The organism is Pedococcus sp. P2_D9, from assembly GCF_056404275.1.
In genome coordinates, this window is the sequence record NZ_JBFUEI010000009.1 from 126073 (window position 1) to 152746 (window position 26674).

Annotated in this window: 24 protein-coding genes and 1 pseudogene; 8 read left to right on the plus strand and 17 right to left on the minus strand. The window is 69.9% G+C overall.

Annotated features, from left to right (window positions below):
- Positions 1-5 precede the first annotated feature (5 nt).
- Positions 6-734 carry an NUDIX hydrolase gene (locus tag AC1DXJ_RS14635; protein WP_477614799.1) on the minus strand — a complete coding sequence of 243 codons (729 nt, stop codon included), beginning with the start codon at positions 732-734 and terminating at the stop codon, positions 6-8.
- Positions 731-1870, minus strand: coding sequence for a glycosyltransferase family 4 protein (locus tag AC1DXJ_RS14640; RefSeq protein WP_477614798.1), 1140 nt, complete (start codon positions 1868-1870; stop codon positions 731-733). Before AC1DXJ_RS14640 ends, AC1DXJ_RS14635 begins: the two co-directional genes overlap by 4 nt.
- 35 nt (positions 1871-1905) lie before the next feature.
- On the opposite strand from AC1DXJ_RS14640, the gene AC1DXJ_RS14645 reads away from it, so the two are divergent.
- From AC1DXJ_RS14645 to AC1DXJ_RS14655, 3 genes are read left to right on the plus strand one after another with little or no spacing between them, the layout of a single operon-like run.
- On the plus strand, positions 1906-2739 hold the full coding sequence (locus AC1DXJ_RS14645; protein WP_477614797.1) for a PIG-L deacetylase family protein: 834 nt from the start codon (positions 1906-1908) through the stop codon (positions 2737-2739).
- Entirely contained in the window at positions 2736-3869 is a 1134-nt protein-coding gene (locus AC1DXJ_RS14650) for a lysylphosphatidylglycerol synthase transmembrane domain-containing protein (RefSeq protein ID WP_477614796.1), read from the plus strand. Before AC1DXJ_RS14645 ends, AC1DXJ_RS14650 begins: the two co-directional genes overlap by 4 nt.
- Positions 3866-4321, plus strand: coding sequence for a hypothetical protein (locus AC1DXJ_RS14655; RefSeq protein WP_477614795.1), 456 nt, complete (start codon positions 3866-3868; stop codon positions 4319-4321). Before AC1DXJ_RS14650 ends, AC1DXJ_RS14655 begins: the two co-directional genes overlap by 4 nt.
- Before the next feature lie 119 nt (positions 4322-4440).
- On the opposite strand, the gene AC1DXJ_RS14660 is transcribed toward AC1DXJ_RS14655, so the two are convergent.
- The 5 genes from AC1DXJ_RS14660 to AC1DXJ_RS14680 form a co-directional block, all read right to left on the minus strand.
- Complete coding sequence (locus tag AC1DXJ_RS14660; protein ID WP_477614794.1) at positions 4441-5262, minus strand: type 1 glutamine amidotransferase; 822 nt, start codon at positions 5260-5262, stop codon at positions 4441-4443.
- A complete protein-coding gene (locus AC1DXJ_RS14665) occupies positions 5259-6587 on the minus strand; it encodes a DUF1727 domain-containing protein (RefSeq protein ID WP_477637348.1) in 1329 nt (442 codons plus the stop codon). Before AC1DXJ_RS14665 ends, AC1DXJ_RS14660 begins: the two co-directional genes overlap by 4 nt.
- A gap of 104 nt (positions 6588-6691) precedes the next feature.
- Positions 6692-7546, minus strand: coding sequence for a DUF2182 domain-containing protein (locus AC1DXJ_RS14670; RefSeq protein WP_477614792.1), 855 nt, complete (start codon positions 7544-7546; stop codon positions 6692-6694).
- Between the two features lie 4 nt (positions 7547-7550).
- Entirely contained in the window at positions 7551-8150 is a 600-nt protein-coding gene (locus AC1DXJ_RS14675; RefSeq protein ID WP_477614791.1) for a DUF1326 domain-containing protein, read from the minus strand.
- 50 nt (positions 8151-8200) lie between these two features.
- Complete coding sequence (locus AC1DXJ_RS14680) at positions 8201-8494, minus strand: YgaP-like transmembrane domain (protein ID WP_477614790.1); 294 nt, start codon at positions 8492-8494, stop codon at positions 8201-8203.
- A gap of 49 nt (positions 8495-8543) precedes the next feature.
- Between AC1DXJ_RS14680 and AC1DXJ_RS14685 the strand changes: the two genes are divergently transcribed.
- Complete coding sequence (locus AC1DXJ_RS14685) at positions 8544-9545, plus strand: AraC family transcriptional regulator (RefSeq protein WP_477614789.1); 1002 nt, start codon at positions 8544-8546, stop codon at positions 9543-9545.
- Between the two features lie 30 nt (positions 9546-9575).
- On the opposite strand, the gene AC1DXJ_RS14690 is transcribed toward AC1DXJ_RS14685, so the two are convergent.
- Together AC1DXJ_RS14690 and AC1DXJ_RS14695 are read right to left on the minus strand one after the other, a co-directional pair.
- Entirely contained in the window at positions 9576-10301 is a 726-nt protein-coding gene (locus tag AC1DXJ_RS14690) for a hypothetical protein (protein ID WP_477615315.1), read from the minus strand.
- A 63-nt stretch (positions 10302-10364) separates the two neighbouring features.
- Positions 10365-11036 (minus strand): annotated as a pseudogene (locus AC1DXJ_RS14695) (FHA domain-containing protein); the annotation flags it as partial.
- Between the two features lie 1263 nt (positions 11037-12299).
- Here AC1DXJ_RS14695 and AC1DXJ_RS14700 point away from each other — a divergent pair.
- Positions 12300-12560 (plus strand): hypothetical protein, encoded by a 261-nt coding sequence (locus tag AC1DXJ_RS14700; protein ID WP_477624921.1) that lies wholly within the window; start codon positions 12300-12302, stop codon positions 12558-12560.
- 109 nt (positions 12561-12669) lie between these two features.
- Here AC1DXJ_RS14700 and AC1DXJ_RS14705 read toward each other — a convergent pair whose 3' ends face one another.
- Both AC1DXJ_RS14705 and AC1DXJ_RS14710 read right to left on the minus strand, forming a co-directional pair.
- Positions 12670-13134 (minus strand): hypothetical protein, encoded by a 465-nt coding sequence (locus AC1DXJ_RS14705; protein WP_477614787.1) that lies wholly within the window; start codon positions 13132-13134, stop codon positions 12670-12672.
- Positions 13135-13307: 173 nt separating this feature from the next.
- Positions 13308-14744 (minus strand): hypothetical protein, encoded by a 1437-nt coding sequence (locus AC1DXJ_RS14710; protein WP_477614786.1) that lies wholly within the window; start codon positions 14742-14744, stop codon positions 13308-13310.
- Between the two features lie 63 nt (positions 14745-14807).
- Between AC1DXJ_RS14710 and AC1DXJ_RS14715 the strand changes: the two genes are divergently transcribed.
- The gene (locus tag AC1DXJ_RS14715) at positions 14808-16520 is read left to right on the plus strand and encodes an NAD(P)/FAD-dependent oxidoreductase (protein WP_477614785.1); all 1713 of its coding nucleotides are present in this window, start codon (positions 14808-14810) and stop codon (positions 16518-16520) included.
- Between the two features lie 59 nt (positions 16521-16579).
- Here AC1DXJ_RS14715 and AC1DXJ_RS14720 read toward each other — a convergent pair whose 3' ends face one another.
- The 5 genes from AC1DXJ_RS14720 to AC1DXJ_RS14740 form a co-directional block, all read right to left on the minus strand.
- Positions 16580-17947 (minus strand): SGNH/GDSL hydrolase family protein, encoded by a 1368-nt coding sequence (locus tag AC1DXJ_RS14720; protein WP_477637349.1) that lies wholly within the window; start codon positions 17945-17947, stop codon positions 16580-16582.
- Between the two features lie 355 nt (positions 17948-18302).
- Positions 18303-19034 (minus strand): lysophospholipid acyltransferase family protein, encoded by a 732-nt coding sequence (locus AC1DXJ_RS14725; protein WP_477637350.1) that lies wholly within the window; start codon positions 19032-19034, stop codon positions 18303-18305.
- A 3-nt stretch (positions 19035-19037) separates the two neighbouring features.
- On the minus strand, positions 19038-20603 hold the full coding sequence (guaA, locus tag AC1DXJ_RS14730) for a glutamine-hydrolyzing GMP synthase (RefSeq protein WP_477637355.1): 1566 nt from the start codon (positions 20601-20603) through the stop codon (positions 19038-19040).
- Between the two features lie 108 nt (positions 20604-20711).
- Positions 20712-21062: a DUF3817 domain-containing protein gene (locus AC1DXJ_RS14735; RefSeq protein ID WP_477637351.1), complete on the minus strand. Its 351-nt coding sequence runs from the start codon at positions 21060-21062 to the stop codon at positions 20712-20714.
- Positions 21055-21798 (minus strand): SURF1 family protein, encoded by a 744-nt coding sequence (locus tag AC1DXJ_RS14740; protein ID WP_477637352.1) that lies wholly within the window; start codon positions 21796-21798, stop codon positions 21055-21057. Before AC1DXJ_RS14740 ends, AC1DXJ_RS14735 begins: the two co-directional genes overlap by 8 nt.
- Before the next feature lie 71 nt (positions 21799-21869).
- On the opposite strand from AC1DXJ_RS14740, the gene AC1DXJ_RS14745 reads away from it, so the two are divergent.
- Complete coding sequence (locus AC1DXJ_RS14745) at positions 21870-23657, plus strand: ABC transporter ATP-binding protein (protein ID WP_477614780.1); 1788 nt, start codon at positions 21870-21872, stop codon at positions 23655-23657.
- Positions 23658-23695: 38 nt separating this feature from the next.
- Positions 23696-25492 (plus strand): ABC transporter ATP-binding protein, encoded by a 1797-nt coding sequence (locus AC1DXJ_RS14750; RefSeq protein ID WP_477637356.1) that lies wholly within the window; start codon positions 23696-23698, stop codon positions 25490-25492.
- 124 nt (positions 25493-25616) lie between these two features.
- Here the strand turns inward: AC1DXJ_RS14750 and AC1DXJ_RS14755 are convergent.
- Positions 25617-26674 (minus strand): hypothetical protein (locus AC1DXJ_RS14755; RefSeq protein ID WP_477637353.1); only part of this gene is annotated, 1058 nt, incomplete at its 5' end.

A 26674-nucleotide genomic window follows, 5' to 3' on the forward strand; every position in this document is an offset into this window, starting at 1 on the left:
CAGGCCTAGCCGGCAAGCCAGCGCTTCATGTGCGGCGCGAACGAGCGGCTCAGGTAGTAGTGCTCGAGCTCGTCGCGCCGCACCCAGCGCACCGCCTCGGTCGAACCCCCCACGTCGTGGACGACGGGGTCGGTCGGCTGAGGGCACCACGCGGCATACACGATCCGCACGGCGTGGAAGTCCTCCAGGCGCCCGCTGGGCGCCCGGCCGATCCAGTGCGAGGTGTGCGCCTCGAGCAGGCGAACGGCTTCCACCTCCTGGCCACTCTCCTCCCAGACCTCGCGGTGCAGGGCGGCCACAGGGGCCTCGCCCGGGTCGAGCCCCCCGCCGGGCAGGGTCCACCGCCCGGGCGCGGAGGTGAGGGCGGACAGCTCGGTGAGCAGGACGCCGCGCTCGCTCGTGACCACGCCGTAGGCCGCGGCGCGCTGGTACGGGCGCGCCTCCTCCCCCGGCTCGAGCACGAGCCCCGGGTCGGTGGGCACCGGGCTGGCGACGCTCGCCACGGCTGAGGCGGCGGTCACGGTGTAGGTGAAGAGGAGAGCGCCGTCCGCGTCGCGCTCGGCGTCACGCAGCAGGGGACGTGACCACCCGAGGCGAGCCAGCTCACGGACCGGGTCCGCACCGTGCCCCAGGACGAACTCGGCCACCACGCGACCTCCGGCGGCGTTGGCCCGGACCATCACCCGTTCACTGCTGGACGGGGGCCCCTGGCTCGGCGTGGGGGTCTCGGTCACGAGGCACCGGCCCGCCGGTACTCGGCCTCGGCGAGCGCGGCGACCGAGGGCCAGTCCTGCGCGGGCGCGACGGTGCGGTTGGTCTCGGTGATGCCCTGGCGCAACTCGGGGTCGCTGAGCAGCCGCGCCAGTCCGCGGGCGAGGGCGTCGTCATCGGGTCCGAGGAGTCCGTTGACACCGTCGACGACGAAGTCGCCCACCCCGGTGTCCTGCCGCGCGACGACGGGAAGCCCGGCGGTACGCGCCTCGAGGGCGGCGATGCCGAAGGCCTCCAGGCGGGCGGGAGTCAGGTAGATGTCGCTGTCCCAGTAGCGATCCCGGAGCTCATCCCGACCCACGCGGCCGGGCATGGACACCCAGTCGGTCATGTCGTGGTGGGCGGCGAACCGTTCCAGCCGCCGTCGCTCCGGCCCCTCCCCGAAGAGCGTGAGGCGCATCCGTGGTCCGGAGCCGCCCGAGGTGGAGACGAGCTCCTTCGCCCTGGCTGCGACCTCGAGGACAGCAAGCGGGCGCTTGCGCGCCGCGAACCGCATCGCCGCCACGACCTCGACCGGAGCGTCAGCCGCGCGGGCCGGGCGCGGCGGCGGCCGCCACACGCTGGTGTCGATGCCGTTGGGAAAGACGCGCACCTCGGTGCCCCGACCGACCACGGCTTGCACGGAGGCCGCCGCGACACCGGAGACCGCGGACAGGGCTGCCCCCTTGGCGCCCCATCGCCGAGCGTGGCCGAGGGCGCGAAAGAGGGGTTGCGAGCGCTCCATCAGGCAGTGCCAGGTGATCGCGGTGGGCATCCCCAGCCCCAGCGCGACCCCCGCCAGATCCGTGGCGAACGGGCTCACCACCCCCATGTGGACGTGGGCCACGTCGAACCCACCCGCCTGAAGCCGTCGCCGTACCTCCGGTGGCGCGAACGGGTTGACGGGCAGCTCCCACGGGAGGCGGACCGCCATCCGGTGGACAGGCACGCCGTCGACGTCCTCGATGAAACCGTGCCGCTCGCCGCGCTCCCCGACCGTGGCGGTGAAGACCTCGACCTCGTGTCCGCGGGACCGCAGCTGGGCCGCGAGGTCGTGCGTCTGGACCTCGATCCCACCCAGCCTGGGCAGGTAACAGTCGGTCAGCAGGGCCACCTTCACGGACCTGAGCCTGCCATGCGTCAGGATGGCCCGTGATGACCCACACCCGGAAGCACACCCTGGTGGCCTTCCACGCCCACCCCGACGACGAGGCCCTCCTCACCTCGGGGACGTTGGCGCGGGCAGCGGCAGAGGGCCACCGGGTGGTCGTCGTGGTGGCCACCGACGGCGCCCTCGGCCTGGCTGCGGACGCCTACGTCGCCGACGGGGGGTTGGCCGCGCGACGCCTTGAGGAGCTGCGCCGGTCGGCGTCCGCGCTCGGGGTCGCCCGCGTCGTCTACCTCGGCTACGCCGACAGCGGCATGGGACCCGAGCTGCTGCCCGACCCGCCCGAGCGAGTCCGGTTCATCCAGGCACCGCTCGAGGAGGCCGCCGCCCGGCTGGCCGAGATCCTCCGCGACGAGGACGCCTCGGTGCTGACCACCTACGACCGCAACGGCGGCTACGGACACCGCGACCACGTCCGCGTCCACGAGGTCGGCCAGCGGGCGGCATACCTCGCCGGCACGCCGCGGGTGCTCGAGGCGACGGTCCCGCGCGACACGATCGCGCGCGCCGTCCGCCTCGCGGCCAAGGTCTACCCGTTCCCCCCGGACTTCGACCTGGCGGCGTTCAGCCGCGCGTTCAGCGCCAGGTCCGCGATCACGCACCGCATCGACGTGCGCCGGTATGCCGCGGCGAAGCGGGCTTCGATGCGCGCGCACGCCTCCCAGTCGAGCGCGGACGGTGGGGCAGATCGCACGCTCGCTGCGTTCCTGCGGATCCCGCGGCCGGTGTACGACCTGGTCTTCGGACGCGAGTGGTTCATCGACCCGGCCCGACCGGCGGGGCTGCCGGTGTCGCACGACGTCTTCGAGGGGTTGGGGTGACGAGCGAGAGGGTTGAGCCCGCGGGTGACGCGGCCGACGCACGCGAGGTGGCCGACCGTGAGCCGGCACAGCCGCGCAGGTCGCGGTCGCGGGTTCGCACGGTCGTGCAGGCCGGGGTCGGCCTGGCACTGGCGGCCGTGCTGCTGGTCTACGTCCTGCCCCGCCTGGCCAAGACCAACTGGTCCGACGTGTGGGCGGTCCTGTCTCACGTGCCGCCGACGACCTTCGCGCTGCTGCTTGCGGGGGTCGTGGTGGGGCTCTACTGCTACACCTTCACCCTCACGGGTTCGCTGCCCGGCCTGAAGCACTGGCAGGCGCTCATCGTCAACGTCGCAGGTTCCTCCGTCGGCAACCTGCTGCCGGGCGGAGGGGCGGCCGGTCTGGCGGCGACCTACACGATCTGCCGGTCGTGGGGCTTCTCGCGGCGCGACATCTCGACCTCCGCCATCGTCACCGGCGTCTGGAACGTCCTGTCCCGCGTGGCACTGCCCCTCATCGCGATCTTCGCGTTGTTCGCCGGACGCGACTCCGACGTCCCACCGGCGCTCGGCGACGCGGCTGTCGCCGGTGCGCTGACCGGTGGGGTGATCCTCGCGGTCTTCGTGTCGATCCTCGTGTCCGAGCGGGCCGCGATCGCGATCGGCCAGGGCATCGACAAGGTCATCGGCCGGCTCTGGCGACGGCGCAGCATGAGCGTGCGGTCGCTCGTCATCGACCTGCGCCTGCGGATCAACGACGTGGTGCGCACCGGGTGGCTCAGCATGACGCTGGGGCTCGTCGGCTTCTTCGGGGTGTACTACCTGCTGTTCCTCGTCTGCATGCACACGACGCGGGTCGACCTCTTCTATGGGCAGCTCTTCGCCGCCTATGCCATCGGCCGGCTGCTCACCGCCGTCGGGTTGACCCCCGGGGGGCTCGGGATCACCGAGAGCGGCACCGTCGCGGCCCTGGTGGCCTGGGGCGCGAATCCGGCCGACGCCCTCGCTGGCGTCGTGCTGTTCTCGTGCTTCACTCACCTCATGGAGATCCCGTTGGGGGCCCTCGGCTGGGCGGCCTGGACGGTCAGCCCCAAGAGCACGCACGCCGACGAGGCCGACGACGCCGCCGCGAGCCTGGAGCGACCGACGTGAACGGGCCGACAGCCGCCGGCGAGGGAGCCGACGTGGGCAAGGGCAACGACGCTGGTGAGCGCGCCGACTACCACGTGCGCATGCAGAAGGAGCGGCGGGCCCGTGAGTCGGCGAAGGCGCAGGTGCTGCTCGACGAGTTCGTCCGCACCGCCCGCGACCGGGGCCTGGCCACCACTGAGCTGTCGGCGCGCACCTGGCGCGGTCCCCGCCGCTACAGCACAGGGGTGCGTGGCTGGTACCTCCGGCGGGACCGCTCGGTCGCCGTCGACTCCGACGGCCGCTACTACGTGCTGCTGGTACCCCCACGACCGCTGGCCCGGTTCCGCGGCGTCGAGATCGACCCGAGCGACCCGCCCCTGCAGGTGGGCGAAGGCGCTCGCGACGGCGAGTCGATCGCGTTGTCCGAGCTGATCCGGTTGCGGCTCGAGGCCGGCGACGACTTCTCGACCTGACCGGGCTTTCCCGCCCGCGTCCTTCCGACTTGTTGCCACCTGGTGGTCACGCAGCCCCGGTTTCGGGCGCCTGGTGACGACCTTGCGGCAACAAGTCGCGGTGGGGAAGACCAGCCTGCTCAGCGCTTGACGAGTCGGCGGACCTGACGGGTGCGCGCTTCGTCGGCGATGACGTCGTCCTGGGCCTCCGGCTCGAACGGGCGCCCGGTTGCCTGCTCGGCGGCGAGCCCGATCAACGCGTCCGCAAAGACCGGGTTCGCCGGCAGGATCGGTCCGTGCAGGTAGGAGCCGAACACGTTGGCCGTCCGCGCACCTTCGGTGCCGTCGGTGCCGTTGTTGCCGAACCCCGACCGCACCTTCCCGAACGCCGCCTGCCCCGCGCCGAGAGTCGTCGACCCAGAGTGGTTCTCGTACCCCACCACGTCGCCGAAGTCGGTGGTCAGCACGACCGGCCCGATCATCCGCTTGGCATTGCCCTGGGTGGTGACGTCGAGGATGCCCAGCCCCGGCAGCCGCTTGCCGTCGACGGTGATGAACGCGTTCCCGAGCAGCTGGTACATCCCGCAGATCATCAGCATCGGCGTCCCGGCGTCGGCCAGACCACGCAGCCGGTCGGCGATCTGCTCGAGGTCCGCCTCGACCCGCACCTGACCGGAGTCCTGGCCACCGCCACCGACCACGAGGTGCGCGACCTCGGGAAACTCGCCGCCCGGGTGGTGCTGGTGCACGACCGGGCTGTAGCCGTGGCGCCGGATCCGCGCCGCCAGCGTCCGCGTGTTGCCGAGGTCGCCGTAGATGCTCATCTCGCGCGGGTAGAGGTGCACCACGTGGATCGCGCCCTTGCCCGCGCTGTCGGCGTCCGGCACGCGCGCCGAACCCGCCGGCTCGCCGGGGATGTGGACGTCCTGCGGGTATGCCGCGGAGTCACCCGAGGTGGTCATGACGCCTCCTCGCCGATGTCGGGCAGGTCGTAGCGGGCGGCCAGGGTGCGGCGCAACGCCATCATGGCCGTGTAGGTGCAGAAGATCCGCTTGGGCTCGTCGGGGTGCTGGGCGAGGAACGCGTCGAGCGCCTCGTCGAGGTCGGGCTCCACCGCCGCCACTGGGACGTCGTCGTACTGGAGCCGCAGCGCCATGTCGTAGCCGCGGACACCGCTCGTGATCGTGACGCCGCGGGTCCGCAGGCTCTCGAAGCTCACGTCATAGAGCCAGGAGACGTCGCGACCGTCCGCGTAGTTGTCGTTGATCGCGATCATCGTCGCGACCGGGGTCGAGCCATAGGTGCCCAGGGCCACGGTGAAGCCGGCCGGGTTCTTGACCAGCACCAGCTCGAGTGGCTGGTCGTCGACCATGACCACCTCACCGCGACCGAACGGCGGGGTGACCGCTCGCAACGCCTCGGCCGCAGACGCTGGGTCGAACGCATCGCCCAGCAGCATCCGGGCCGTTGCCGTGGCCGCCGTGGCGTTGATCATGGCGGCGAGTCCGCGCTGCTGGAGCTCGAGCGGCCCGACCGTGCCGCTGGCCGGCCCGCCCTCGCCACCGCCTGCGCCGAACACGACCTCGAAGGTCCGTTCGTCGGACGGCTTGAGCAACCCGTCGTCCGGCCCTGCCACCGGCGCGACGAAGTCGTCGTCGAACCGGACGTCCTGCTCTTGGAGCTCGGGCAGCCGGTCGGCGATGGACGCGTCGACCCCGAAGTACTGCACCGCCACCCCTTCGGCGATCCGGTCACGGATCCGCGAGACGAAGGAGTCGTCGAGGTTGAGCACCACCCCCACCGTGGCCTGCTCGGCGAGAGACGCGAGCAGCTTTGCGGTGTGGTCGATCTCGGCGAACCGGTCGAGCTGGTCACGAGCGACGTTGAGCAGCAACGCATGCGTCGGCCGGACCGCGGCGGCGAACTTCAGCGCGTGGGCCTCGTCGAGCTCGAGCACAGCCATGTCCGCCTTGAGCCGGCCGCGGACGGGCAGCTCGCCGAGCATCGAGGAGATGACCCCGCGGGTGAAGTTCGAGCCGGTCGGGTTGGTGAAGACGGTGCGTCCGTGGGCGCGCAGCACCGCGACCAGCATCTTGGTGGTCGTGGTCTTGCCGTTGGTGCCGGTGACGACGACGATCCCGCCGGGCACGCCGGCCAGCGCATGGGCGAGGAACCCGGGGTCGATCCGCTCGGCGACCAGGCCCGGGAGCGCCGAGCCTCCGCCGCGCAGGCGCGAAGCCGCCCGCGCCGCCTTGCCCGCGACCACCGCCGCCGTAGTCCTCAGCACGCCCCAAACCCTAACCGCCCGCGGTGCAGCGGCGAGCACGCGGCATACCCAAGGCAGTGACGTATGCCGTGCGGCAGGTCACGCGCGCGACGTCGACTGGGCCTTCAGGAGCCCATCGGCGACATCATGGGCGCGGTGTCGTGGGTCGGGACGGTGAGGCCCGGGAGCACGTCCGGTGCGGCGAGGACGAGGACGCCCAGGGCGAGGAGGACCAGCGCCGTGCCGTAGGTGGCTGTGCGGCGCCACGGGAGGATCTTCTCGACGGCGATGAACCCGGCGACGATCGCCATCCAGGTCACGCTCATGACGCCCAACGCGAAGAGCGACGCCATCAGGGCCCAGCAGCAGCCGACGCACCACGCGCCGTTCTTCGCGCCCATGCGGAGGGCTCCCGACCAGCCGCCGCGCCAGGAGCCGAGGAGGGTGCCGAGGGGACTCCGGCACTTGCCGAGGCAGACGTTCTTGAGCGGGGTCAGCTCGTAGCCTGCGGCGAGGACCAGGATGGCTCCCGCGATGGGGCGACCGGCGCGATCCCACGCCAGGTCGCCCCCAGCCGCGCGGCTTGCCCCCACGCCGATCAGGAACGCGACGACGCCGGCACCGAGCCAGGTCAGGAGGTAGCCGGTGGTGAACACCAGTGGCTTGAGGCGCGACTTCCCGCTCATGCGGGCGTAGAGCGCGATCGTCGGGGCGACCGACGGGAACATCATCGCGGTCATCATGACCACCCAGACGCCGAGGAACCAGCCGAGGGTGCCGAGGGCGGTCCAGGGGCCGTTGTCCATGCCTCGCATCTGTTGGACCGTCCACCACCAGGCAGCGCCGGCGAGCGCGAAGAGAACGACGACCAGCCCCCAGTGGGCGCGGCTGGCCGCGAGCGCGGGACGGAGGTCTCCGCGAGTGGAGGTCGCCGCGGGGGCCGCCGAAGTCGCCGGAGGCGCCGACCCGAAGTCGGTCATTCGCTCAGGCGGTCCACGCGAAGTCGGACTTCGAGAGCCCGGTCTTTCCTTCGTACTCGATGCCGAAGGCGTTGATCCTCGACCGCTTGGCCTCGGCCATCGTCAGGTCGGAACCAGCAGGGTGGAACATGCCGGAGAACTTCACCGGCTCACCGGACTCCACCCCGAACGGCACGATGTCCCCGATCTCGAAGTCGATGACATCCCCGATTCTCACGCTGTGCCGCAGCCCGTCGTCCTCGACGTCGATCGTGGCGCGCTCGACGCCCAACATCTCACCGATCAGCGGCGCGAGTCCCGCCATGGGCCCCCCGAGCTGGCCGCTGAAGACCTGCACGAGCTGTTCGAACTGCGCGTCCGACGCGGCATCGACGAACACTCCGACCCGCCAGCCCCCCTCGGTCATGACCTTGGGCGTATCCGCGATCAGGGCGACCTTGCAGCCGGCGATGTCGGTGCTGTCGACCCCTCCCTCCTTGATGTTGAAGACGAGGGTCACGCGACAGAAGTCGTAGGTGGCTCCGTGATCCAGGGACAGGTTGCACGGGCACATGAGCTCGCACGAACACGTCTCGACATAACTACCCGCCAGGTTCCACGACATTGGACCCTCCTTGCCCCAGAGCCCCAGTGTCCCGCCGCATTTCGAGAGCGTCAACGGCCTCGGAGCGCGGCGTTCCGGCGGATCGTCTCGCCCCGGAGCGGCCCGCCCATCGCGGCACTGATCCAGCAGATGTCGAAGGTGCCTGCGGTCAGCGGGAGCAGTCCGAAGACCCCTGCCGCGAGCCCCCACCAGTGCTCGCGGAACGCCACCGCGAAGGCGAGCCAGGCCACGCCGGCGACGAACCGGAACGCGCGGCCGCTCGGCCCGTTGATCCACTGCGAGAACGGGGTCGCGTTGAACCTGTCGGCCCGGGACACCGCCACCTCCAGTTGGTCGAGCTGCATCGCCGTCTCCTTTGGTTCCTTTGTGCTTCGTCCTGACACACTCAGTCTCATGACGATCGGGCGCTCCGACCATGACCGGGATGCCGCAGGAGCTGATCGATCCGCCGCACTTTCGAATGCGTTGGCTCAGGTCCAGCTCTCCGGCGCGATCTTCCTGCACAGCGAGTACACCGAGGCGTGGGCCTACGAGTCGATGGCGTCGCGGGACCTGGCCGCGGTGTTGGCCCCCGATGCCGCACAGATCGTGATCTTCCACGTCGTCGTCTCCGGCAGCTGCTGGATCGAGGCCGGTTCCCACATGGTCTGGGCCCACGAGGGCGACGTCATCGTCCTGCCCTACAACGACCAGCACCGGATGGGCGGGCACGAGACGGCTGAGATCGTCCCGGTGATGCAGCTCATCGACCCGCCGCCGTGGAATGCGTTGCCGCACATAGTCCATGGCCTCGGAGGTGCACGGAGCGAGCTCGTGTGTGGCTTCCTTGCCTGTGACGACCGGCTGTTCGACCCGAGCCTCGGAGTCTTCCCGCCCGTCTTCGTCGTCACCCCACCGGAAGGACCGGTCCGCAAGTGGGTCAAGGCCAGCAGCGACCTGGTCCTCCAGCAGACGAGCCAGGTCTCCGACGACCGCATCGCGGCACCGACCGACATCCCGCAACTGCTGCTGCGCGAGGTGCTCAAGCTGCACCTGGCCAACGCGCCGGCCACCGATACCGGCTGGCTCGCTGCCCTGCGCGATCCCGTCGTCGCCCCGGCGCTGGCTGCCATCCACGGCGACCCGGGCCACAAGTGGACCCTCGCCGAACTCGCCCGCGAGGCAACCGTCTCTTCGACCGTGCTCGACGAACGGTTCCGCTCGGTGCTGGGTCTCGCGCCGATCCGCTACCTGACCGGCTGGCGGATGCACGTCGCGGAGGACCTGCTGCGCACCACGACCTTGCCGGTCGCTGCGATCGCTCCGAAGGTCGGCTACGAGTCGGAAGAGGCCTTCAGCCGCGCCTTCAAACGCGACCACGAGCTGGCCCCCAGCATCTGGCGCACCGCACGCTGAAGCCCGGGTCTCGCGGGATGGGCGAAGGAGTCAGGACGGCGGAGGAACAAGCGGGATCTTCTTGACTGACACCGCGTTGCCGAAGGTGAAGCTCAGCGTGACGGACGCGACACTGTCGTCGAAGTGTCCTTCGAACCGAAGGGTTCCACGTTGCAGGACATCGCGAGTCAGGGTTGGCGACCAGTGACTTCCCAGGACATCGACGTCAAGGGTGGTCCCGTCCGAGCCCGTGAGCTGTGCGAAGCCCGCGGGCAGCTGGACAACGCTGTCGCTCGAGCTGAGCCCCGTGAGCTCGACGGAGGTGCTGCGCGTGTCCTGGAGGACCTGGCTGACGGTGAGCCGGACCTTGCTGTTGCCTCCCACCACGGGGGCTCCCGAGAGCCTGTTCACGCTGCTGAAGTGTCCGACGACTGCGCGGACACCTGCGGTAACGGCCACGCCACCGACGCCGAGGACCAGCAACACCGTGAGGACGCCTGCCATCGCCCGACCACCGCGACCCCGCCGCGCCGGAGGTGGACGCCAGCCGACGGAGGGTTCGTCGTTGAGGGTCTGCGTCTCGTCCGCGTTGCCCCACTCGCCCACCAGAGCGGTTGCCATGCCGAAGACCACCGTCGCCGCCGGGGCCAGAAGCCAACGGGACCACTGGTTGCCGCTGTGCGCGAACAGGGTCGTCAGTGAGTTGGCGACGATACCGAGCACACTGACCACAGCCGAGATGGTCAGCACCTTCCGCAGGTTGCGGCGTTTCGGCACCGGTCGAGGCGATGTGGAGGGCGGCGGTTGACGACGCGCGGTGGGCGCTGGTTGGCGGAAGACGAACGTGGTCTCTCCGACCCTCACTCGGTCACCGTCCGTCAAGGGCGTGTCGGCCTGGATCCGACGGTCGTTGACGAACGTCCCGTTGCGAGACCCATGGTCAGCCAGGACGTATGCCGCGCCGTGGCGGCGCAGCGTCGCGTGTCGACGCGAGACGTTGGGGTCGTCGACCCAAAGATCGGCAGTTGGCTCCCGACCCAGTGACGCCTCCGTCGGACCTTCGCGAAGCGGCCACGAGGTCCCGTCCGCAGCATCGACCAGCCATGCAGTCGCGTCTCGCCGCCCGCGCTCGTGAGTGCTGGGGTCCCCATCGCCCATGATCCCCTCCCGCGGCGCTGATGGATGCCTCGCCATCCAACGGCGCCTCCACCCCGATGGTCCCGCGGAAGTCGGTCGATCGCAATCGAGTTGGCAGCTGCGCGAGCCAAGCGGATCGATGGGTATGCCGCCGCCGGCACCTTCACCGAGCTGGTCACCACGGCGCGAGCCCAGATCGCCGATTTCCCATCCTTCGTCCATCTTGGGGGGGTACCGTTCTGTGCCAGGTCGATGGTTGGCCCGCAGACCCAGACCCTGTCTGTTGAGTGATCGACGTCCAGATCCAGGACGGCCGCTCCACACCAGGGGGTTGGAGCGGCCGTCCGTTCCTGGCCGGTCACCCTGCGTCGCCATGCGGCCGGTGGAGGCCGAGGAGGCGGGTTACGAGACCCGAGCTGGCTCATGTGTCGCCCTGGGACGTACGCTCACGCCACCCGTGACGTGAAGGTGGAACACCCGTCCGAGACGGTCTCTTGCCGGTGGGCGGAAGCCAGCCGGTCGGCGTCGCGTTCGGGAAGGAAGCCAGAGTCTCGGCAACAGTCGTGGCAGACCGCGACGGCTCTTGGGCCAAGGTGGACGACCTCGATCAGGTGAGGATGGCAGGGCTCCTCACCTCCGTGTTGGTGGTCGCGTCGATGGACCGCGTCGACAGTGCAGGCGGCCACCGGGCCATCGGACTTCTCTTGTGTCGAGTCGAACATCGGGGCCGCCCTTCCGGAGGTCGTGTCTCTGCCTCCATCGAACCCCTACCCAACGCTGTGGCCAATCGGGCGATGTGCCGGACTCCCCCGACAAACGGAGGAGCTTGGATCGGGTGATCGCCAGACCCGCCGGAGCACGCGACTCGAAACGTGGCCGAGCATCCGACAAACGGGCCGACCATGGACATACCGCGTCGAAAACCCATGAATGGCACCGATGTTCACCAAACTGAGGTTGCTGACCCATTGTGAACGCTACGGCGCTGAGTAGCATCCAACACGGGCGACGCAACGCATCCGGCAATGGGCCGGATCCTACGCACCCTTCTGACGGGAAGGATCCACGATGTCTCGACCCAACTGGCGAGTTTCCTTGGTGGTAATCGGTTCCGCTGTCCTGCTCGTGACGGGCACGCAGGCCGTCGCCGCCAAGGCTCCACCGTCTCAAAGCGTGTCCGCCTCGGGCATCATCAAGGCCTGCTACCAGAAGAACCAGGGGATGCTGCGACTGCTCGTCGGGAGCAAGACATGCCGACACTCGGAGGTCCCGATCTCCTGGAACATGCAGGGCATCCAAGGACCCGCCGGGCCCGCTGGGCCCGTTGGCGCAACTGGACCCGCGGGACCCGTTGGCCCCATGGGTGCCACAGGACCTGCCGGACCTGCGGGACCTGCCGGACCTGCCGGACCTGCCGGGCCTGCCGGGCCTGCCGGGCCCCAAGGCGCGCCGGGAATCACCGGGCTTGCCGGGCTGACGTGTCCGACCGGGCAGTCCGTGACGGGCTTCTCGGCGACTGGCGCGTTGGTGTGCAGCGGGACGACACCGCCGCCCACCTGCTCCTCCACGACACTGACGAACACGATCACCGGCATCAAGGACAATGACTTCGCACAGCACTGGCCCGGTGGAACGGTCATGCTGGGCACAGCCACCTGCAACGTCACCCTCCAGCGTCCGTCAGGCAGCATCCTGCTGATCGGCACCCTCGGTGACGCGTGGCAGATCACCGGGAGGACGGGCTTCGGCGCGGCCACCCTGACTGTCAACCAGCCGAGCTGCAACTCGCCGGCGGCGATCCCGAACGTGACGGCGAACCGGCCCTCGTGTTCGTCCGCCTACGTGGGGATCCTCGGTGGCAGCCTCTCGACCGCCTCGGTCTCCATCGCGGCCAGCTGACCGCTCACAACACACAGCTCAAGGGGGGCCGGTCCTGCGACCGGCCCCCCTCCTCGTTGATGCACTGGTCGGGTCCAGCACTTCACCGTCCAGGAAACAGGCGTGTCAACTACGGCTCACGGTGCGCGGTGCGAGGGCGCAACCATCGGCGAGCTCCCGCCGCGGCGAGGGCACCAAGGCCCAGCAAGACTCCGATGTAGATCCCGTTGAACACCAGGGCAATGAGGAAGTTGATCGGCATGGGAAAGACGGGCTCGCCCCCTTCAGGCACCCAGTGAGCGAGCAGGAACTGGGTGGTAGTCAGCACGAACGCTCCATAGAGGGCGCACCGCACGATGCTCGAGGAGCGTCGCGTCCAACCGATGGCGAACCCGAACAGCACCGTGGCCACCAACACTGTGGCCCTGAGACCGACCGCCAGTTGATAGTCCGAGACGGAGGGCTCTGGGGCGTTGAGGAACACCGGCGCCCGGGTGGCGACCAGCGACAGGAGCCACACGATCAGCGCCGTGAGCAGGTACCTGTTCCAAGGCTGCGGCATCACCCGTCGGATCGGACTCGCGAACAGCTTCATGGCACCTCCTACGCGGTTTTCCATGTCGCACAATGGTTTCTACCTACAAACCATCTCGCCCCCCTCAACGCATGTCATCGGCCGCACGGTCCGAGTGCGTCATCCGGGCGGACCAGGGTTGTGGACCGGAGGACGACGCTGGCACCTTTTCGGCGCGTAGCCGTTGGCCGCAGCTATGCGATGTCGGGTGTGGTCAGGAATGCCCGTTCACCTGCGGCGTCCACCACGGCACCGATCCTGTCGTAGGTCGCCAGTGCGGCTTCGTGCTGAGCCCGGGCACGATCCAGGTCGCCCCCTGACGCGTAGATGCGACCGAGAAGCGAGGAGACCCGGGCCGCCTCGTAGGTCAGGTCGATCTCGGTGAAGAGCTGGTGCGCGTTGCGCGCCGCTCTCTCGGCGTTGGCGAGGTCACCCTCGGCGAGGAGGACCGCGGCCTCACCGGCGTCGGCGATCGCCCGCAAGGCGGGGGTCCGGTGGTTCAGCGCGATCTCGGCCAGCTCGATCGCGGCCGTGCGCGCCGTCGAGAGATCGTCAAGCATCAGGGCAACCTCGAGCTGAGTGGGCAGGAGCTTCGCTCGCTCCAACGCGCCCATGCCCTTGCCGCCGAGGATCCTCCGGAGGCCCGTCGCCGCGGCCCCCGGGCGACCCCGCTGGACGAGGGCCCGGGCAAGACCCGGCTGCGGCGTCACGCCCATCTCCTCCGCCTGCCGGAAGGCCTCCTCGGCCGCGTTGATCTCACCCATCTTGAGCCTGACCTCGCCCAGCTCCCGGAAGGCGAGCGCGGAGAACATCAAGTTGAAGGAGCCCAGCTCCGTGGTGGCTGTCAAAGCCTCTTCCTCGGCCTCGGAAAGGAAACCTCGCAAGCGCAGGATCTCGGCCCGGTGGACCCTGCAGACACCGGGGAAGCCGTTGATGGCCTGCCGGTCGCACCATCGCGTGGCCGCCTCGGTCCAGCGACCCGCCGCCTGCCAGTCGGCGACCTGTGCGTTGACCGCGATCATCATGCAGTAGATCATTCCGGTCGCCCGGGCACCCAGGTCCCCGGCCACCGCCCCTTCTGTCGCCTCCTCCACCATGGGCAGGCCCCGGTCGGGGTCGTCGCTGTAGACCAGGCCGATTCCTTGGAAAGCGTGTCCCAGGGCGAACAGGTCCTTGTCGCCATGGCGTGCGCCCAGGGCCTCGGCCTCCTCGGCACACCTGATCGCCGTATCGAGGTCGCCCTCGTCGCGGGCAGCGATACTGCGCGCGAAACTGAGCCACCCGTGCTCGGCATTCTCTGGCTGTCCCTCGAGCAACCGGGTGGCGTTCTGCAGCCACGCCGTGGCCGTGCCGCGCTCACCGAGGTCGCCATAGTGCTGGGCGAGGTCGATCGCCACGTGAGCAGCCCGGCGCGGGTTGCCCTGCTTCCGGTGCGTCTCGTAGGCGCGCTCACGAAGCGCCATGCAGTGGCGCATCTTGCCGATCCACCAGGCGCATTCGGCCATCTGGTCGAGCTCATCGGGACCCAGCGGTGCGACGGCGTCCGCCGCCGCGAAGAGCTGAAACGCCTCGCCCCACGCGTAGCGCGACACCGCCTCGCTGGCCCCAGGCAGGGTCGAGGGCTCGGTCATGTCGTCATTGTCTCAAGAAAGCCGGGGCTCGTCGCTGACGAATCTATGACGCCACAATGGGGCGTGGCCCTCTTCCCGGCTCCGCGCGACGTCGACCCACCCGAGCGACGTCCCGTCATCCTGGCCGTCGACGATGACCCGGACGCCATCGAGCTCCTGGGCGGGGAGCTGAATGACCGATACGGCCGGGCGTACCAGATACGGACTGCCCGGGCGGCCACCTCGGCTCTGAACCAGCTGACCGCGCTGCAGGAGGCGGGCGAGCGGGTGGCTCTGGTCCTGTCCGACCAGTGGCTACCGGACGGCACGGGGTGCGAGCTTCTGGCCCAGGCCAGGGAGCTCTTCCCACACTCACGCCGGCTCCTGCTGATCTCATGGGGCGAGTGGGCGATGGATGCCACGGCCCACCCGCTGCGCCGAGGGATCGGCCTCGGGCAGATCGACTACTACGCGATCAAGCCTTGGCGCGCAGCCGACGAACTGTTCCACCGGACAGTGACCGAGAACCTCCACGAGTGGGCCGGCTCAGACGCTTCGCTGTCGAGGGAGCTGACGATCGTCGCCGAGGCGGGCAACGCTCGCGCCTCAGAGCTGCGCAGCCTGTTGAGCCGAAACCGGGTGCCCTTTGTCTTCCACCCAACGGGTTCGGCAGCAGGAACGCAGATCCTGGAAGAAGTCCGCGCGGCCGACGCTGGCGTTCCCGTCGTCGTCCAACGCAATGGGCGGGTTCTGGTCGACCCGACCAACGTCGAGATCGCCGAAGCGTACGGCGCACGCACCCGACTGCAGGGCTCCCGCGACTACGACGTCACCGTCGTGGGCGCCGGGCCTTCCGGACTCGCCGCGGCCGTGTACGCCTCCTCGGAAGGGCTACGCACCCTCGTGATCGAACGCGAGACGATCGGCGGGCAGGCGGGGTCGAGCTCGCTCATCCGCAACTACCTGGGCTTCCAGCGTGGAGTCACCGGTGCCGACCTCGCCACTCGGGCGCACCAGCAAGCGTGGGTGTTCGGGACCACGTTCCTGCAGATGTGCCAGACCCAGGCGATCCGCAGCGACGCCGACCGGCTGTACCTGACCACGTCGAACTGTGCGGAAATCGCGACTGGCGCGGTCGTCCTCGCCACGGGAGTCAGCTATCGCAGGCTGGGCATCCCGTCCCTCGACGACCTGGTCGGACAAGGCGTCTTCTACGGTGCCTCGGCCTCAGAGGCGGAACGGTTCACCGGACGTACGGTCTTCGTCGTGGGGGCCGGCAACTCGGCCGGCCAGGCCGCCGTCCACTTGGCCGCGCACGCACACAAGGTGACGATCCTGGTGCGGCGCATCACGCTCGCCGAAACGATGTCGCGCTACCTCATAGAGGAGATCGAGGGACAGCTCAACATCGACGTTCGCTACCGAACCGAGATCGTCGACGGCGCGGGCGACGGAGAGCTCGAGAGCCTCACCCTTCACGACTCCGGGCGAGGCGCCACCGAGACCCTGCCTGCCGACGCGGTGTTCATCCTGATCGGCGCGAAGCCGCACACGGACTGGCTGCCCGAACAGGTCGCCCGCGACCGCTACGGCTTCGTCGTGACTGGGGCCGCGAGCAACGGCTGGCCGCTGGCCCGGGCGCCCTTCGTGTTCGAGTCGTCGATGCCGGGGGTCTTCGCGGTCGGCGATGTGCGTTCGGGTTCAGTGAAGCGCGTGGCATCTGCCGCCGGAGAAGGGTCCGTCGCCATCCAGCAGGTGCATCAGTACCTCCAGCTGGTGGAATCTGCGGGCAGTTGACCTGGCGGCGTACCAACGCGCCGCACGCCTGCAGCCTTCATCTCTGTACGCACGAAGCGTCAACTGACGCCGAGCAGCTGCTTCACGGTCGGCATCAGCAGGTCCTTTTCAGCCGCATACCCCGTCGTGTTGGGGTGGAAGCTCTGCGAGCAGACATGGTTGACCACGTATTCGGACGGACAGTTGCGGATGGCAGCAAGATTCTGCTGCAGGTCGTTGATGTACGGCCCGGCGACGTCACCGCAAATCTCATGTCCGGTGAACAACTGCCGGACGTCGACAAAGGTGACGTGCGGGTCGTCCGCAGCGGTGTTGGCGAGCGCGTAGTCGACCGCGTTGACCGTGAAGTTGAGGCTCACCTGGTTGTTGATGCCAATCTCGTTGCAGCCCGGATGTCCGCCCACCGGGAAGAAGGCTGGGTACCCGACCTGAATGATCCTGACGTTGTCGTCGAGGCCTTCGATCGTGCCCCACAGCGACTTCAGCTTCAGCATTGCTCCGGATATCCCGTCCGGGCTGGCGTGTGTCCTGATGGCGGCGTCGCAGGTCGCGTCAGATCTCGGGTGCCCGACCAGTACGTTGATGCAGCCGTCCAGGATCGAGCCGAACCCCAGGTCGTCCCCGGTGACGCTGAGGATGACAACCTTGATGCCCGGAACCACGACGTCCGACAGGCCGGGGGAACCCTTGAATCCCGAGAGCACCTGGTCGGTGGTCGCGCCGGAGCAGGCTACGAAATTGGCCTCTGGCACCCCCATGAGTGGTGCGTAGGCGACAGGGGAACGGTGGCAACCGCTGCGGCCATCGGGAGCGACCTTGGTGTCCTCGTAGTAGTCGACCGATAGTGGGTTGCCGGGAAGGCCGTTGTTGTAGGTCCCCTCACCGGAGGCGAAGGAGTCACCCAGCACGGCAACTTTCCGGCCTTGTTCGGCCGTGAGCTTGTCGTCGCTGGCCAGTGACGGGGGCACCAGACTGGTGGCCCGGGTCAGGTTGACCACGCCGGGCGCCTGAAGGGTCGTCGGGATCTTGGCATTCGGTCCGACGAATGCGAAACACATGTCCCTGGGCAGGGTCAGGATGGCGTGGTTCACCACGTTGTACCCACCACCTTGGACGGTTCCCTGTGCTCCACCTTGAAGGCATGCGGGGTTCGTCCAGCTGACCTGATCCGCGTGGATGCTGCTGGTGCCGTCAGGGGCAAACATCGCGGCATCGCCTAGTTGCACGAAGCCGTTCCCGTCCCCGGTGAACCACAGGTGGTAGTTGGCCACGCGATAGGCCCGGAGGCCGGCGTCGTCGAACGCGTAGACAGGTCCGAATTGGTAACGCTCGTTCGATCCATCGTTGCCCGTACAAAGAACGGGCCAACAATCGACGATTTCCTCGTTCGGCTCCTTCCCCACCGACGGGGGTGCCGAGTTCGGCATCAGTCCCTGCAGGTTGGGAGCTGCCGAGGCCGAGTTGGATGGGTTCGAAGGCGCAGGCCCAGATCGGGTCGCAGTGCGAGCCACGTTCGAGGCTGCCGTCGTGTTCGTCGAGCCCCCCGAGCAGGCGGAAGTAGCCAATGCGGTGACGGCAATCGCGGCACACGCCAGGCAAGCGCCTCGGTTGGCGGGTCTTGCCATGGTGGACGTCCCGTCTCCCAAACCGAAGCTGCCGCAGTTGCGGGCTCATCGGGCCTGGCCAAGCGACTCGGTGACCAGAGACGAGGAACATCCTCTTGTCGAGTAGACGCCCAGCGTACGAGGCGGAGAGCAGGACAGCGAGATACGAATGGATGACTCAGCGGCCCAGGGACGCCTTCACGTCGGAGGCGTAGAGGCCGGAGCGCTCCTGGCCGGACAGCTCGCCGATCGCGTCCATGGTGGCGTCCGTGATGGCCCTCAGGAGCGCCGCCTTCTGGAACTGAGCGGACAAGCCGGCCACGTCGACCGGCATACCAAAGCGCACGGTGACCTTCGCGGGCCGGAAGCCGTTGGACCCAGAAGGCTGGACGTGGTCGGTGCCGATCACGGCGCACGGCAGCAACGTTGCGCCCGTCGAGAGCGCCATGCGGGCGACCCCGGTGCGGCCGCGGTGCAGGCGGCCGTCGGGTGAGCGGGTGCCCTCGGGATAGACGCCGAACGCCTCCCCCTGGCGCAGGACGTCCTCGGACATCTCCAGCGACGCAGCAGCAGCCCGCGGGTCGGAACGGTCCACGGGGATCGTCCCGGCAGTCGAGTGGAACCACCGCACCGCCGCGCCCCGCAACCCGGAGCCCTGGAAGTACTCCGCCTTGCCGAGGAAGTGCACCTGCCGACCGGAGGCCAGGGGGATGACGATCGAGTCGATGAACGACAGGTGGTTCGACGCGACGATGAGGCTGCCCTCGCGCGGCACGTTCTCGCGGCCCTCGACGTGGAGGCCCGTGAGCAGCTTGAGCGGCGGCCCGATGAGGACGTAGCGCATCACGGCCCGGCTCACGGCGTCGTTGACGCTGGCCGTGCTGAGGCCGCGAGCCTTACCTGGCCGCACGCACTACTCCCACTCGATGGTGCCCGGCGGCTTGCTCGTGACGTCGAGCACGACCCGGTTGACCTCGCGGACCTCGTTGGTGATCCGGGTCGAGATCTTGGCCAGCACGTCGTAGGGCACTCGGGTCCAGTCGGCGGTCATCGCGTCTTCGGAGGACACCGGACGCAGCACGACGGGGTGACCGTAGGTGCGTCCATCGCCTTGCACCCCAACGGATCTCACGTCCGCGAGCAGCACCACGGGGCACTGCCAGATGTCGCGATCCAGTCCTGCGGCAGACAGCTCCTCACGGGCGATGGCGTCGGCAGCACGAAGAATGGACAGCCGTTCAGCGGTCACCGAGCCGACGATCCGGATGGCGAGTCCGGGACCCGGGAACGGCTGGCGCCAGACGATCGCCTCCGGGACCCCGAGCTCGAGCCCGACCTGGCGGACCTCGTCCTTGAACAGTGACCGCAGCGGCTCGACCAGCTTGAACTGCAGGTCCTCGGGGAGCCCGCCCACGTTGTGGTGGGACTTGATGTTGGCCGCGCCGGTGCCACCCCCGGACTCGACGACATCGGGATACAGGGTCCCCTGCACGAGGAACTCCACCGGGTGCTCCGAGTCCCCGCGGGTGCCGACGACGTCTCGCGCCGCCTGCTCGAAGACCCGGATGAACTCGCGCCCGATGATCTTGCGCTTCTCCTCGGGATCGGACACCCCGTCGAGCGCCGACAGGAAGCGTTCACGCGCGTCGACGACGACCAGGTCGACGCCGGTGGCCGCCACGAACTCCTTCTCGACCTGCTCGGCCTCACCGGAGCGCAGCAGCCCGTGGTCGACGAAGACGCAGGTGAGCTGGTCGCCCACGGCCTTCTGGACCAGGGCCGCGGCCACCGATGAGTCGACGCCACCGGAGAGGGCGCAGAGCACGCGTGAGTCGCCCACCTTCGAGCGGATCGCCTCGACGAGCTCCTCGACGACGTTCGCAGCAGTCCAGTCACCGGAGAGACCCGCGCCGCGATAAAGGAAGTTCTCGAGCACCCGCTGGCCGAAGGTCGAGTGCATCACCTCGGGGTGCCACTGCACGCCGTAGAGCTTGCGCTCGTCGTCCTCGATGGCCGCCACAAGAGCACCGGCGGTCGAGGCGGTGACCGCCATGCCGGCGGGTGCCTCCGTGACCGAGTCACCGTGGCTCATCCAGACCGACTGCTCCAGGGGCTGCCCGTTGAAGAGCGTCGACTCGGTGTCGGAGATCTCGGCCGGCGTCGCGCCATACTCCCCCAGCCCGGTGTGGGCCACCGTGCCGCCGAGCGCCTGGGACATCGCCTGAAAGCCGTAACACATGCCGAACACCGGCACCCCGGCCTCGAGGACGGCACGGTCGAGCTCAGGCGCGCCATCGGCATACACAGAAGAAGGGCCACCCGACAGCACGATGGCCGCCGGGTCCTTGGCCAGCAGCTCTGCCGTGCTCATCGTGTGGGGCACGACCTCGCTGTAGATCTTCGCCTCGCGCACGCGCCGCGCGATCAGCTGCGCGTACTGCGCGCCGAAGTCGACGACGAGCACCGGACGCGCCTGCAGGGGCGTGGCCGGCTCCTCCGACCGTTCGGCGTCGGGGGCTTCGACGCGGTCGTCGTCCTGGGCCTGGGTCACCACGTCGGCGGCTGCGGGGTCGCTCACGCGCACAGGTTACCGGCGGGCTGAGGCCAGCCGCGCCTCGGTCTCACGCGCGACCACGCGCTCAGCCCAGAAGGACAGGAACGGCACGACGCCCGCGAGCATGATGAGCACCATCCGACCGAGCGACCAGCCCACCTTGAAACCCAGGTTCGCCGTGGCGACCAGGTAGACGATGTAGATGAAGCCGTGCGGCTGCGGCCACCAGTCGAGCACGTGGTTGTCGAAGCCGTAGCGCAGCACCATCTCGGCGACGAGGATCAACAACCCCGTCCCGACGACGAACGCCATCACCTTGAAGAAGCCGAGGGCCTTGCGGGCCGCCTCGACGTCCTTGATCTCACTCACACGGGTGTCACTCACGCTGGGCATCCTCTCGCACCATCCTGAACCACATGAACGCGGCAAAGCCGCCGAAGATCCACCACTGCAGGGCGTATGCCGCGTTGCGCCACTTCAGGCCGCCCGTCACCTCGGGTGGCGGCACCCTTTCGATCCCAGCGGGGGCCGGAATCGCGACCCCGGTGGCGGCCCTCTCGGTCTGGGCGAAGACGAACGCGTTGTAGAGCTCACCGGGCCATTCGTTGACGAGCAGCGAGAAGTCGATCGACCCCCGCGCACTCCGTGGCCAGGGCGGCACCCCGGTCGGCGCCGCGGCCGGGGCCTCCCCCGGCGCCAGGGATCCGTCGACCGACACCGGGCCGGTCGGTGGCTCGAGCGGCCGGGACACGTCGGTGACGAAGCCTCGCACCACCGCGAGCCGGGCGCCGGTCTCGGTGACGTCGAGCGGCGTCACCACCCAGTAGCCGGTTCGCCCCCCGAGTCGGCGGGGACCGACGAGGAACTGGTCGGACGCGGCATACGTGCCGATCGCGGTGACCGCGCGGTTGGACTGGGGGTTCGGGAAGGCCTCGTGCGGGTGGACGACGGAGTCGATCAGGGCCGGACGTGCCTCGTGCGCCTTGCGGAGGGCATCGGCGAGACCCTTGTCCTGGGCGACGTGCAGCTGCCAGAGCCCGAGCTGGGTGCAGGCCGCGATGATGCCGAGCAGGAGGGCGAACAGGCCGAGCCACCGTGGCTTGAGGGCGGTTCGCAGCACCGGGTCAGGCTACGGGACGCCCGGAAAATCAGTGTCGGCGCGTCGGTCCTGCCGCCTACGGTGGGGACCTCATGCAGACGATTCCGTTCCCCGACCCCGGCCGGCCCGACACCCGCAACACGACGCGGTTCATGCTCTGGGTCGCTCGCCAGCAGTGGCGCACCCAGGTGCTCGGGATGCTGGCGGGCATGGCGTGGATGCTGGCGATCGCGCTGGTGCCCGCCGCGGTCGGCAAGGGCGTCGACGACGGCATCGTCCCGGGCGACCTCGGGGGGCTGGTCCGCTGGTCCCTGGTGCTGATCGGGCTCGGGGCGATCTGCGCCGCCACGGCAGCGATCCGGCACTACTTCGCCGTCTACAACTGGTTGTTCGCGTCCTACCGCGGCGCGCAGCTCACCGCGCAGGGAGCCGAGCGCGCAGGGCCGGCACTGACCCGCACCATGCCCTCGGGCGAGGTGGTCGCCGTGTTCGCCAACGACGTCATGCGACTGGGCGGGCTCTACGACGTGATGGGACGGTTCTCGGGCGCCGTCGTCAGCTATGCCGTCGTGGGCGCAATCCTGCTCGCGGCCTCCCCGCCGCTCGGCTGGCTGGTGCTGCTCGGCGGCCCGGTCATGTTGGCCAGCCTCAGCCTCATCGTGCGACCCCTCCAACGCCGCCAGGCCCGGCAGCGCGAGGAGGCCGGGCGACTGACCACGCTGGGCGCCGACACGGTCGCGGGGCTTCGGGTGCTCCGCGGCATCGGCGGTGAGCAGACGTTCCTGCGCCGCTACGAGCAGCAGTCCGCCAAGGTCCGCGAGCGCGGGTTCCAGGTGGCGGGCATCCAAGCAGCCCTCGACTCCGCCGAGGTGCTCATCCCCGGCATCTTCGTCGTCCTCGTGACGTGGCTCGGCGCGCGGGAGGCAGTCGCCGGCGAGCTCACGGCCGGTCAGCTGGTCGCCTTCTACGGTTACACGGCGTTCCTCACCATGCCCTTGCAGACTGCCATCGAGGTGGTCGACCGCGGCATCCGGGCGCAGATCGCGGCGGGCAAGATGCTGCGCGTCATGGCGGTCCAGCCCGACCACGACGCAGCTCGGCCCGGCACCGCCACCGTGCCCGCCGACGACGCCGACCTCGTGGACCCGTTGTCGGGCACCGTGGTTCGCGGCGGGCTGCTGACCGCCATCGTCTCGGCGCGACCGGAGGACTCTGCTGCCCTGGCCGATCGGCTGGGTCGGCACGGTCCGGGCCCACACCAGACGACCTGGGGCGGCATCCGCCTCGACGACCTGTCGATCGCCGACGTGCGACGGCACATCGTCGTCAGCGAGCCAGACCCGAGGCTGTTCACCGGCGTCCTGCGAGAGCAGCTCCGTGGCAACGCCGTCCGACCCCCGCGCGCCGACGACGGACCCGAGGCCCAGCACGCCGGGGTCGCGCAGTCCGAGGTGGGCGGCGGTGGCGACCGCGCGGTCATGGCCGCCCTCACCACGGCCAGCGCCCTCGACGTGCTCGACGCCGTCCCGGACGGGCTCGACGGCACCGTCGAGGAGCGCGGCCGCTCCTACTCGGGAGGGCAGCGCCAGCGTCTCGCGCTGTCGCGGGCCCTGCTGACCGAGGCCCCGGTGCTCGTGCTCGTCGAACCCACCAGCGCTGTCGACGCCCACACCGAGGCCAGGATCGCCGGACGCCTCGCGGAGCACCGTCGCGGACGCACGACGGTCGTCACGACCGTCAGCCCGCTCCTGCTCGGGCAGGCCGACAACGTGGTGCTCCTCGAGGACGGCCTCGCCATCGCCACCGGCACCCACCGCGAGCTGCTGGCCCACCCGGCATACCGACACATCGTGATCCGCGGAGAGGAGGACGACCAGTGATCACCGACCACGCCCGTCGCACGCTGCCCATCGCCGACATGGCCGGGGTGTGGGAGCACACTCGCGGCCTCGTGCGGGAGCACCGAGGCCTCGTCGCCCGCGTCCTGGGGCTGCACGCCGTCGCCGCGCTCGCCGCCCTGGCCGCACCCTGGCTGGTCGGACGGCTCGTCGACGTCGTCAGCGGGCGCCATGGCGGCGCCGGCACCGTCGACAAGATCGCGATCGGCCTCGCCATCGCGGTCGTCGCCCAGACGGGGCTGACGTGGGCAGCCCGGCGGTGGTCGTTCATCCTCGGCGAGACGGTGTTCGCCGAGCTGCGCGAGCAGTTCGTCGGGCGCGCGGTCAACCTGCCCCTGTCCACCGTCGAGCGCGCGGGCACCGGCGATCTCGTTGCGCGCACCACCAACGACGTGGAGGCGCTGTCGCACGTCGTGCGGTTCGGCATCCCTTCGCTGTTCGTCGCGTCGATGACGGTGCTGATGACGACTGTCGCGGCACTCTTCACCTCACCGCTCGCCACCCTGCCGATCCTGCTCGGCCTGCCGTTCTACTGGTTCTCGACGAGGCGCTACCTGCGGCACGCGTCGGATGGCTACCTGTGGGAGCGGGCCACCTATGCCCAGCTCAACGGCGTCGTCGCGGAGACGGTCGACGGGGCCCGCACCATCGACGCCTTGTCGCTCACCGGTGCGCGTCGGGCGCGGTTCCACGAGGCGCTGCGTGAGTGCTTCCACGCCGAGCGATACACCCTGGGCCTGCGGCTGCACTGGTTCCCAGCAGTGGTCTTCGGCTACTACGTCCCGACCGCCGGCGCGGTGCTCTGGGGCGGCTGGCTGGCCATCAACGGCCACATCACCGCCGGTGCGGCCACGGCCGTGACCCTCTACATCCACCAGATGACCAACCCGCTCGACGAGGTGCTCGGCTGGCTCGACGAGATCCAGGTGGGTGCGACGTCCCTGGCCCGGGTGATCGGTGTCGGCGACGTGCCGCCCGACCGCGTCTCCACCGGGGAGCAGCCGTCAGGTTCCGACCTCTCGGTCGACGACGTTCGCTACGCCTACCGTCCCGGTCACGACGTGCTGAGCGGGGTGTCACTGGACCTGCGACCGGGCGAACGCCTCGCCATCGTCGGCCCTTCCGGCGCGGGCAAGTCGACGCTCGGCCGGCTGATGGCAGGCATCGACGGTCCTCGCGAGGGCAGCGTCGAGGTGGGCGGCGTGCCGCTGGTCGACCTCACGCTCGGCCAGCTGCGCGGCGAGGTCGCCCTGGTCACGCAGGAGCACCACGTGTTCGTGGGCACCCTCGCCGACAACCTCCTGCTCGCCCGGCCCGGCGCCTCACGCGACGAGCTCCACGAAGCCCTCCGGGCTGTCGACGCCCACGAGTGGGCCGCCGACCTCCCCGAGGGGCTCGACACCCTCGTGGGCAGCGGTGGGCACCCGCTCGGGGAGGCCCAGTCGCAACAGGTGGCCCTCGCCCGCCTCGTGCTCGCCGACCCGCACACCCTCGTGCTCGACGAGGCGACGTCGCTGCTCGACCCTCGCGCCGCCCGCCACCTCGAACGCTCCCTGGCGGCCGTGGTCGAGGGGCGCACCGTGGTCGCGATCGCGCACCGGCTGCACACCGCGCACGACGCCGACCGGGTCGCCGTGGTCGAGGACGGGGTGGTCAGCGAGATCGGCACCCACGACGAGCTCGTCGCCGCCGATGGCCCGTATGCCGCGCTCTGGGCTTCCTGGCGCGACCAGCCGAACGCCGCCTCCGCCATCGCTGGCGTGGCTGGCGTGGCTGGCGTCGCTGGCGTGGCTGGCGGCACCAGCGCCCCTGACTGACCACCGCTGTGAGTCGAGAGTGCACGACACGCTGACGGATGGGCGGTGCGGTCAGCGCGTCGTGCACTCTCGACTGGGGATGGCGGGGGAACCGACGGCCCGGTAAGCGGCGGAGGTCAGGCGCTCAGCAGATGTCCAGGGTTCTCGGGTCGAGGTCGAGGGCGCCTGCGAACCGGCGCAGGCAGTCGATCCGGCGGGCTGGTCGATACACGTCCTCGGCGAAGATCTCGAGAACGCACCAGTCCTCGTCCTGCGCCAGAGCGCTGCGACTCGCATCGTGGCTGCGTCGGCGGATGGAGCCGTGGTCGCTGCCTTGGTACTCGCCGATCACGCGGTGGGATTCCCAGACGAGGTCGCCCTCCAACAGCCAACCGCCGTCGCGGTGGAAGACGTTCCGGTTGACCGCAGGCTCGGGGAAGCCTGCGCGGACGAACATCACCCGAGCTCGGGTCTCCATGGGCGACCGGACCGGCGCACGCACCAAGGTCAGGGCCTCGTCCAGCAGGGCTCGCCCCCGAGGCCGAACCCTTCGGTCGAGCGCCGCGGACATCAGGCGATGGCCCTCCTCAGCGCCGTCCGGCCCTTGCTCGCCCAGGCGCCAGCGACCACCCAGCCTCGTGGCGACCTCGTCGCCGACCACGATCAGGTCGTCCACCTCCAGCCCTCGATCCACGACCTCACCCAGGTCGACCCAGGTGTCGGCGAGTCCGGTCACGGGCAACCCGCGCAACCTCCCCGTCCCGCGTCGCTCGAGCCCGCGATGTCCGATGCAGCCTTGGCGGCGGATCTGCGCGTGCTCTGTCGAGCGCATCACGTCGAGGTCGGTCTGCGCCTCGAGTGCGCCAGGCAGGGGCAGACCCCAGAGGTGGCACGCAGTGATGTGGCTGAATGCCACGTCGTCCGGCAGCCCCACCAGGAACGCGCGCGCGAGCTCTTCGCAGCTGCTCGGCCGATCGCCCACCCGGACTGCCCGGGTCGGCCGGTGGAGCGCCGCGTCGCGAAGGCGCCAAGGCGGCATACCTGACTCGCGCGCGTCGGCCACGGAGAACGGCGCACGATCGAGCTCGGCTGGCAACCACTGCAGTCCCACCGGCGACACTGTGGTGCACCTGCGCCGCCCACCCGGCCGGTCATCCACAGGCGGCCGGGCCCGGCCGGTCGAGAGTGCACGACACGCTGACG

Excerpts from the sequence above, each read along its gene's own strand:
- AC1DXJ_RS14680 (WP_477614790.1), bottom strand. The coding sequence starts at position 8,494 with ATGCAGCTCGACCAACTGGAGGTGGCGGTGTCCCGGGCCGACAGGTTC.
- AC1DXJ_RS14645 (WP_477614797.1), top strand. The coding sequence starts at position 1,906 with ATGACCCACACCCGGAAGCACACCCTGGTGGCCTTCCACGCCCACCCC.
- AC1DXJ_RS14710 (WP_477614786.1), bottom strand. The coding sequence starts at position 14,744 with ATGACCGAGCCCTCGACCCTGCCTGGGGCCAGCGAGGCGGTGTCGCGC.
- AC1DXJ_RS14685 (WP_477614789.1), top strand. The coding sequence starts at position 8,544 with ATGACGATCGGGCGCTCCGACCATGACCGGGATGCCGCAGGAGCTGAT.
- AC1DXJ_RS14705 (WP_477614787.1), bottom strand. The coding sequence starts at position 13,134 with ATGAAGCTGTTCGCGAGTCCGATCCGACGGGTGATGCCGCAGCCTTGG.
- AC1DXJ_RS14700 (WP_477624921.1), top strand. The coding sequence starts at position 12,300 with ATGCTGGGCACAGCCACCTGCAACGTCACCCTCCAGCGTCCGTCAGGC.
- AC1DXJ_RS14720 (WP_477637349.1), bottom strand. The coding sequence starts at position 17,947 with ATGCCGAACTCGGCACCCCCGTCGGTGGGGAAGGAGCCGAACGAGGAA.
- AC1DXJ_RS14660 (WP_477614794.1), bottom strand. The coding sequence starts at position 5,262 with ATGACCACCTCGGGTGACTCCGCGGCATACCCGCAGGACGTCCACATC.
- AC1DXJ_RS14675 (WP_477614791.1), bottom strand. The coding sequence starts at position 8,150 with ATGTCGTGGAACCTGGCGGGTAGTTATGTCGAGACGTGTTCGTGCGAG.
- AC1DXJ_RS14745 (WP_477614780.1), top strand. The coding sequence starts at position 21,870 with ATGCAGACGATTCCGTTCCCCGACCCCGGCCGGCCCGACACCCGCAAC.
- AC1DXJ_RS14750 (WP_477637356.1), top strand. The coding sequence starts at position 23,696 with ATGGCCGGGGTGTGGGAGCACACTCGCGGCCTCGTGCGGGAGCACCGA.
- AC1DXJ_RS14670 (WP_477614792.1), bottom strand. The coding sequence starts at position 7,546 with ATGACCGACTTCGGGTCGGCGCCTCCGGCGACTTCGGCGGCCCCCGCG.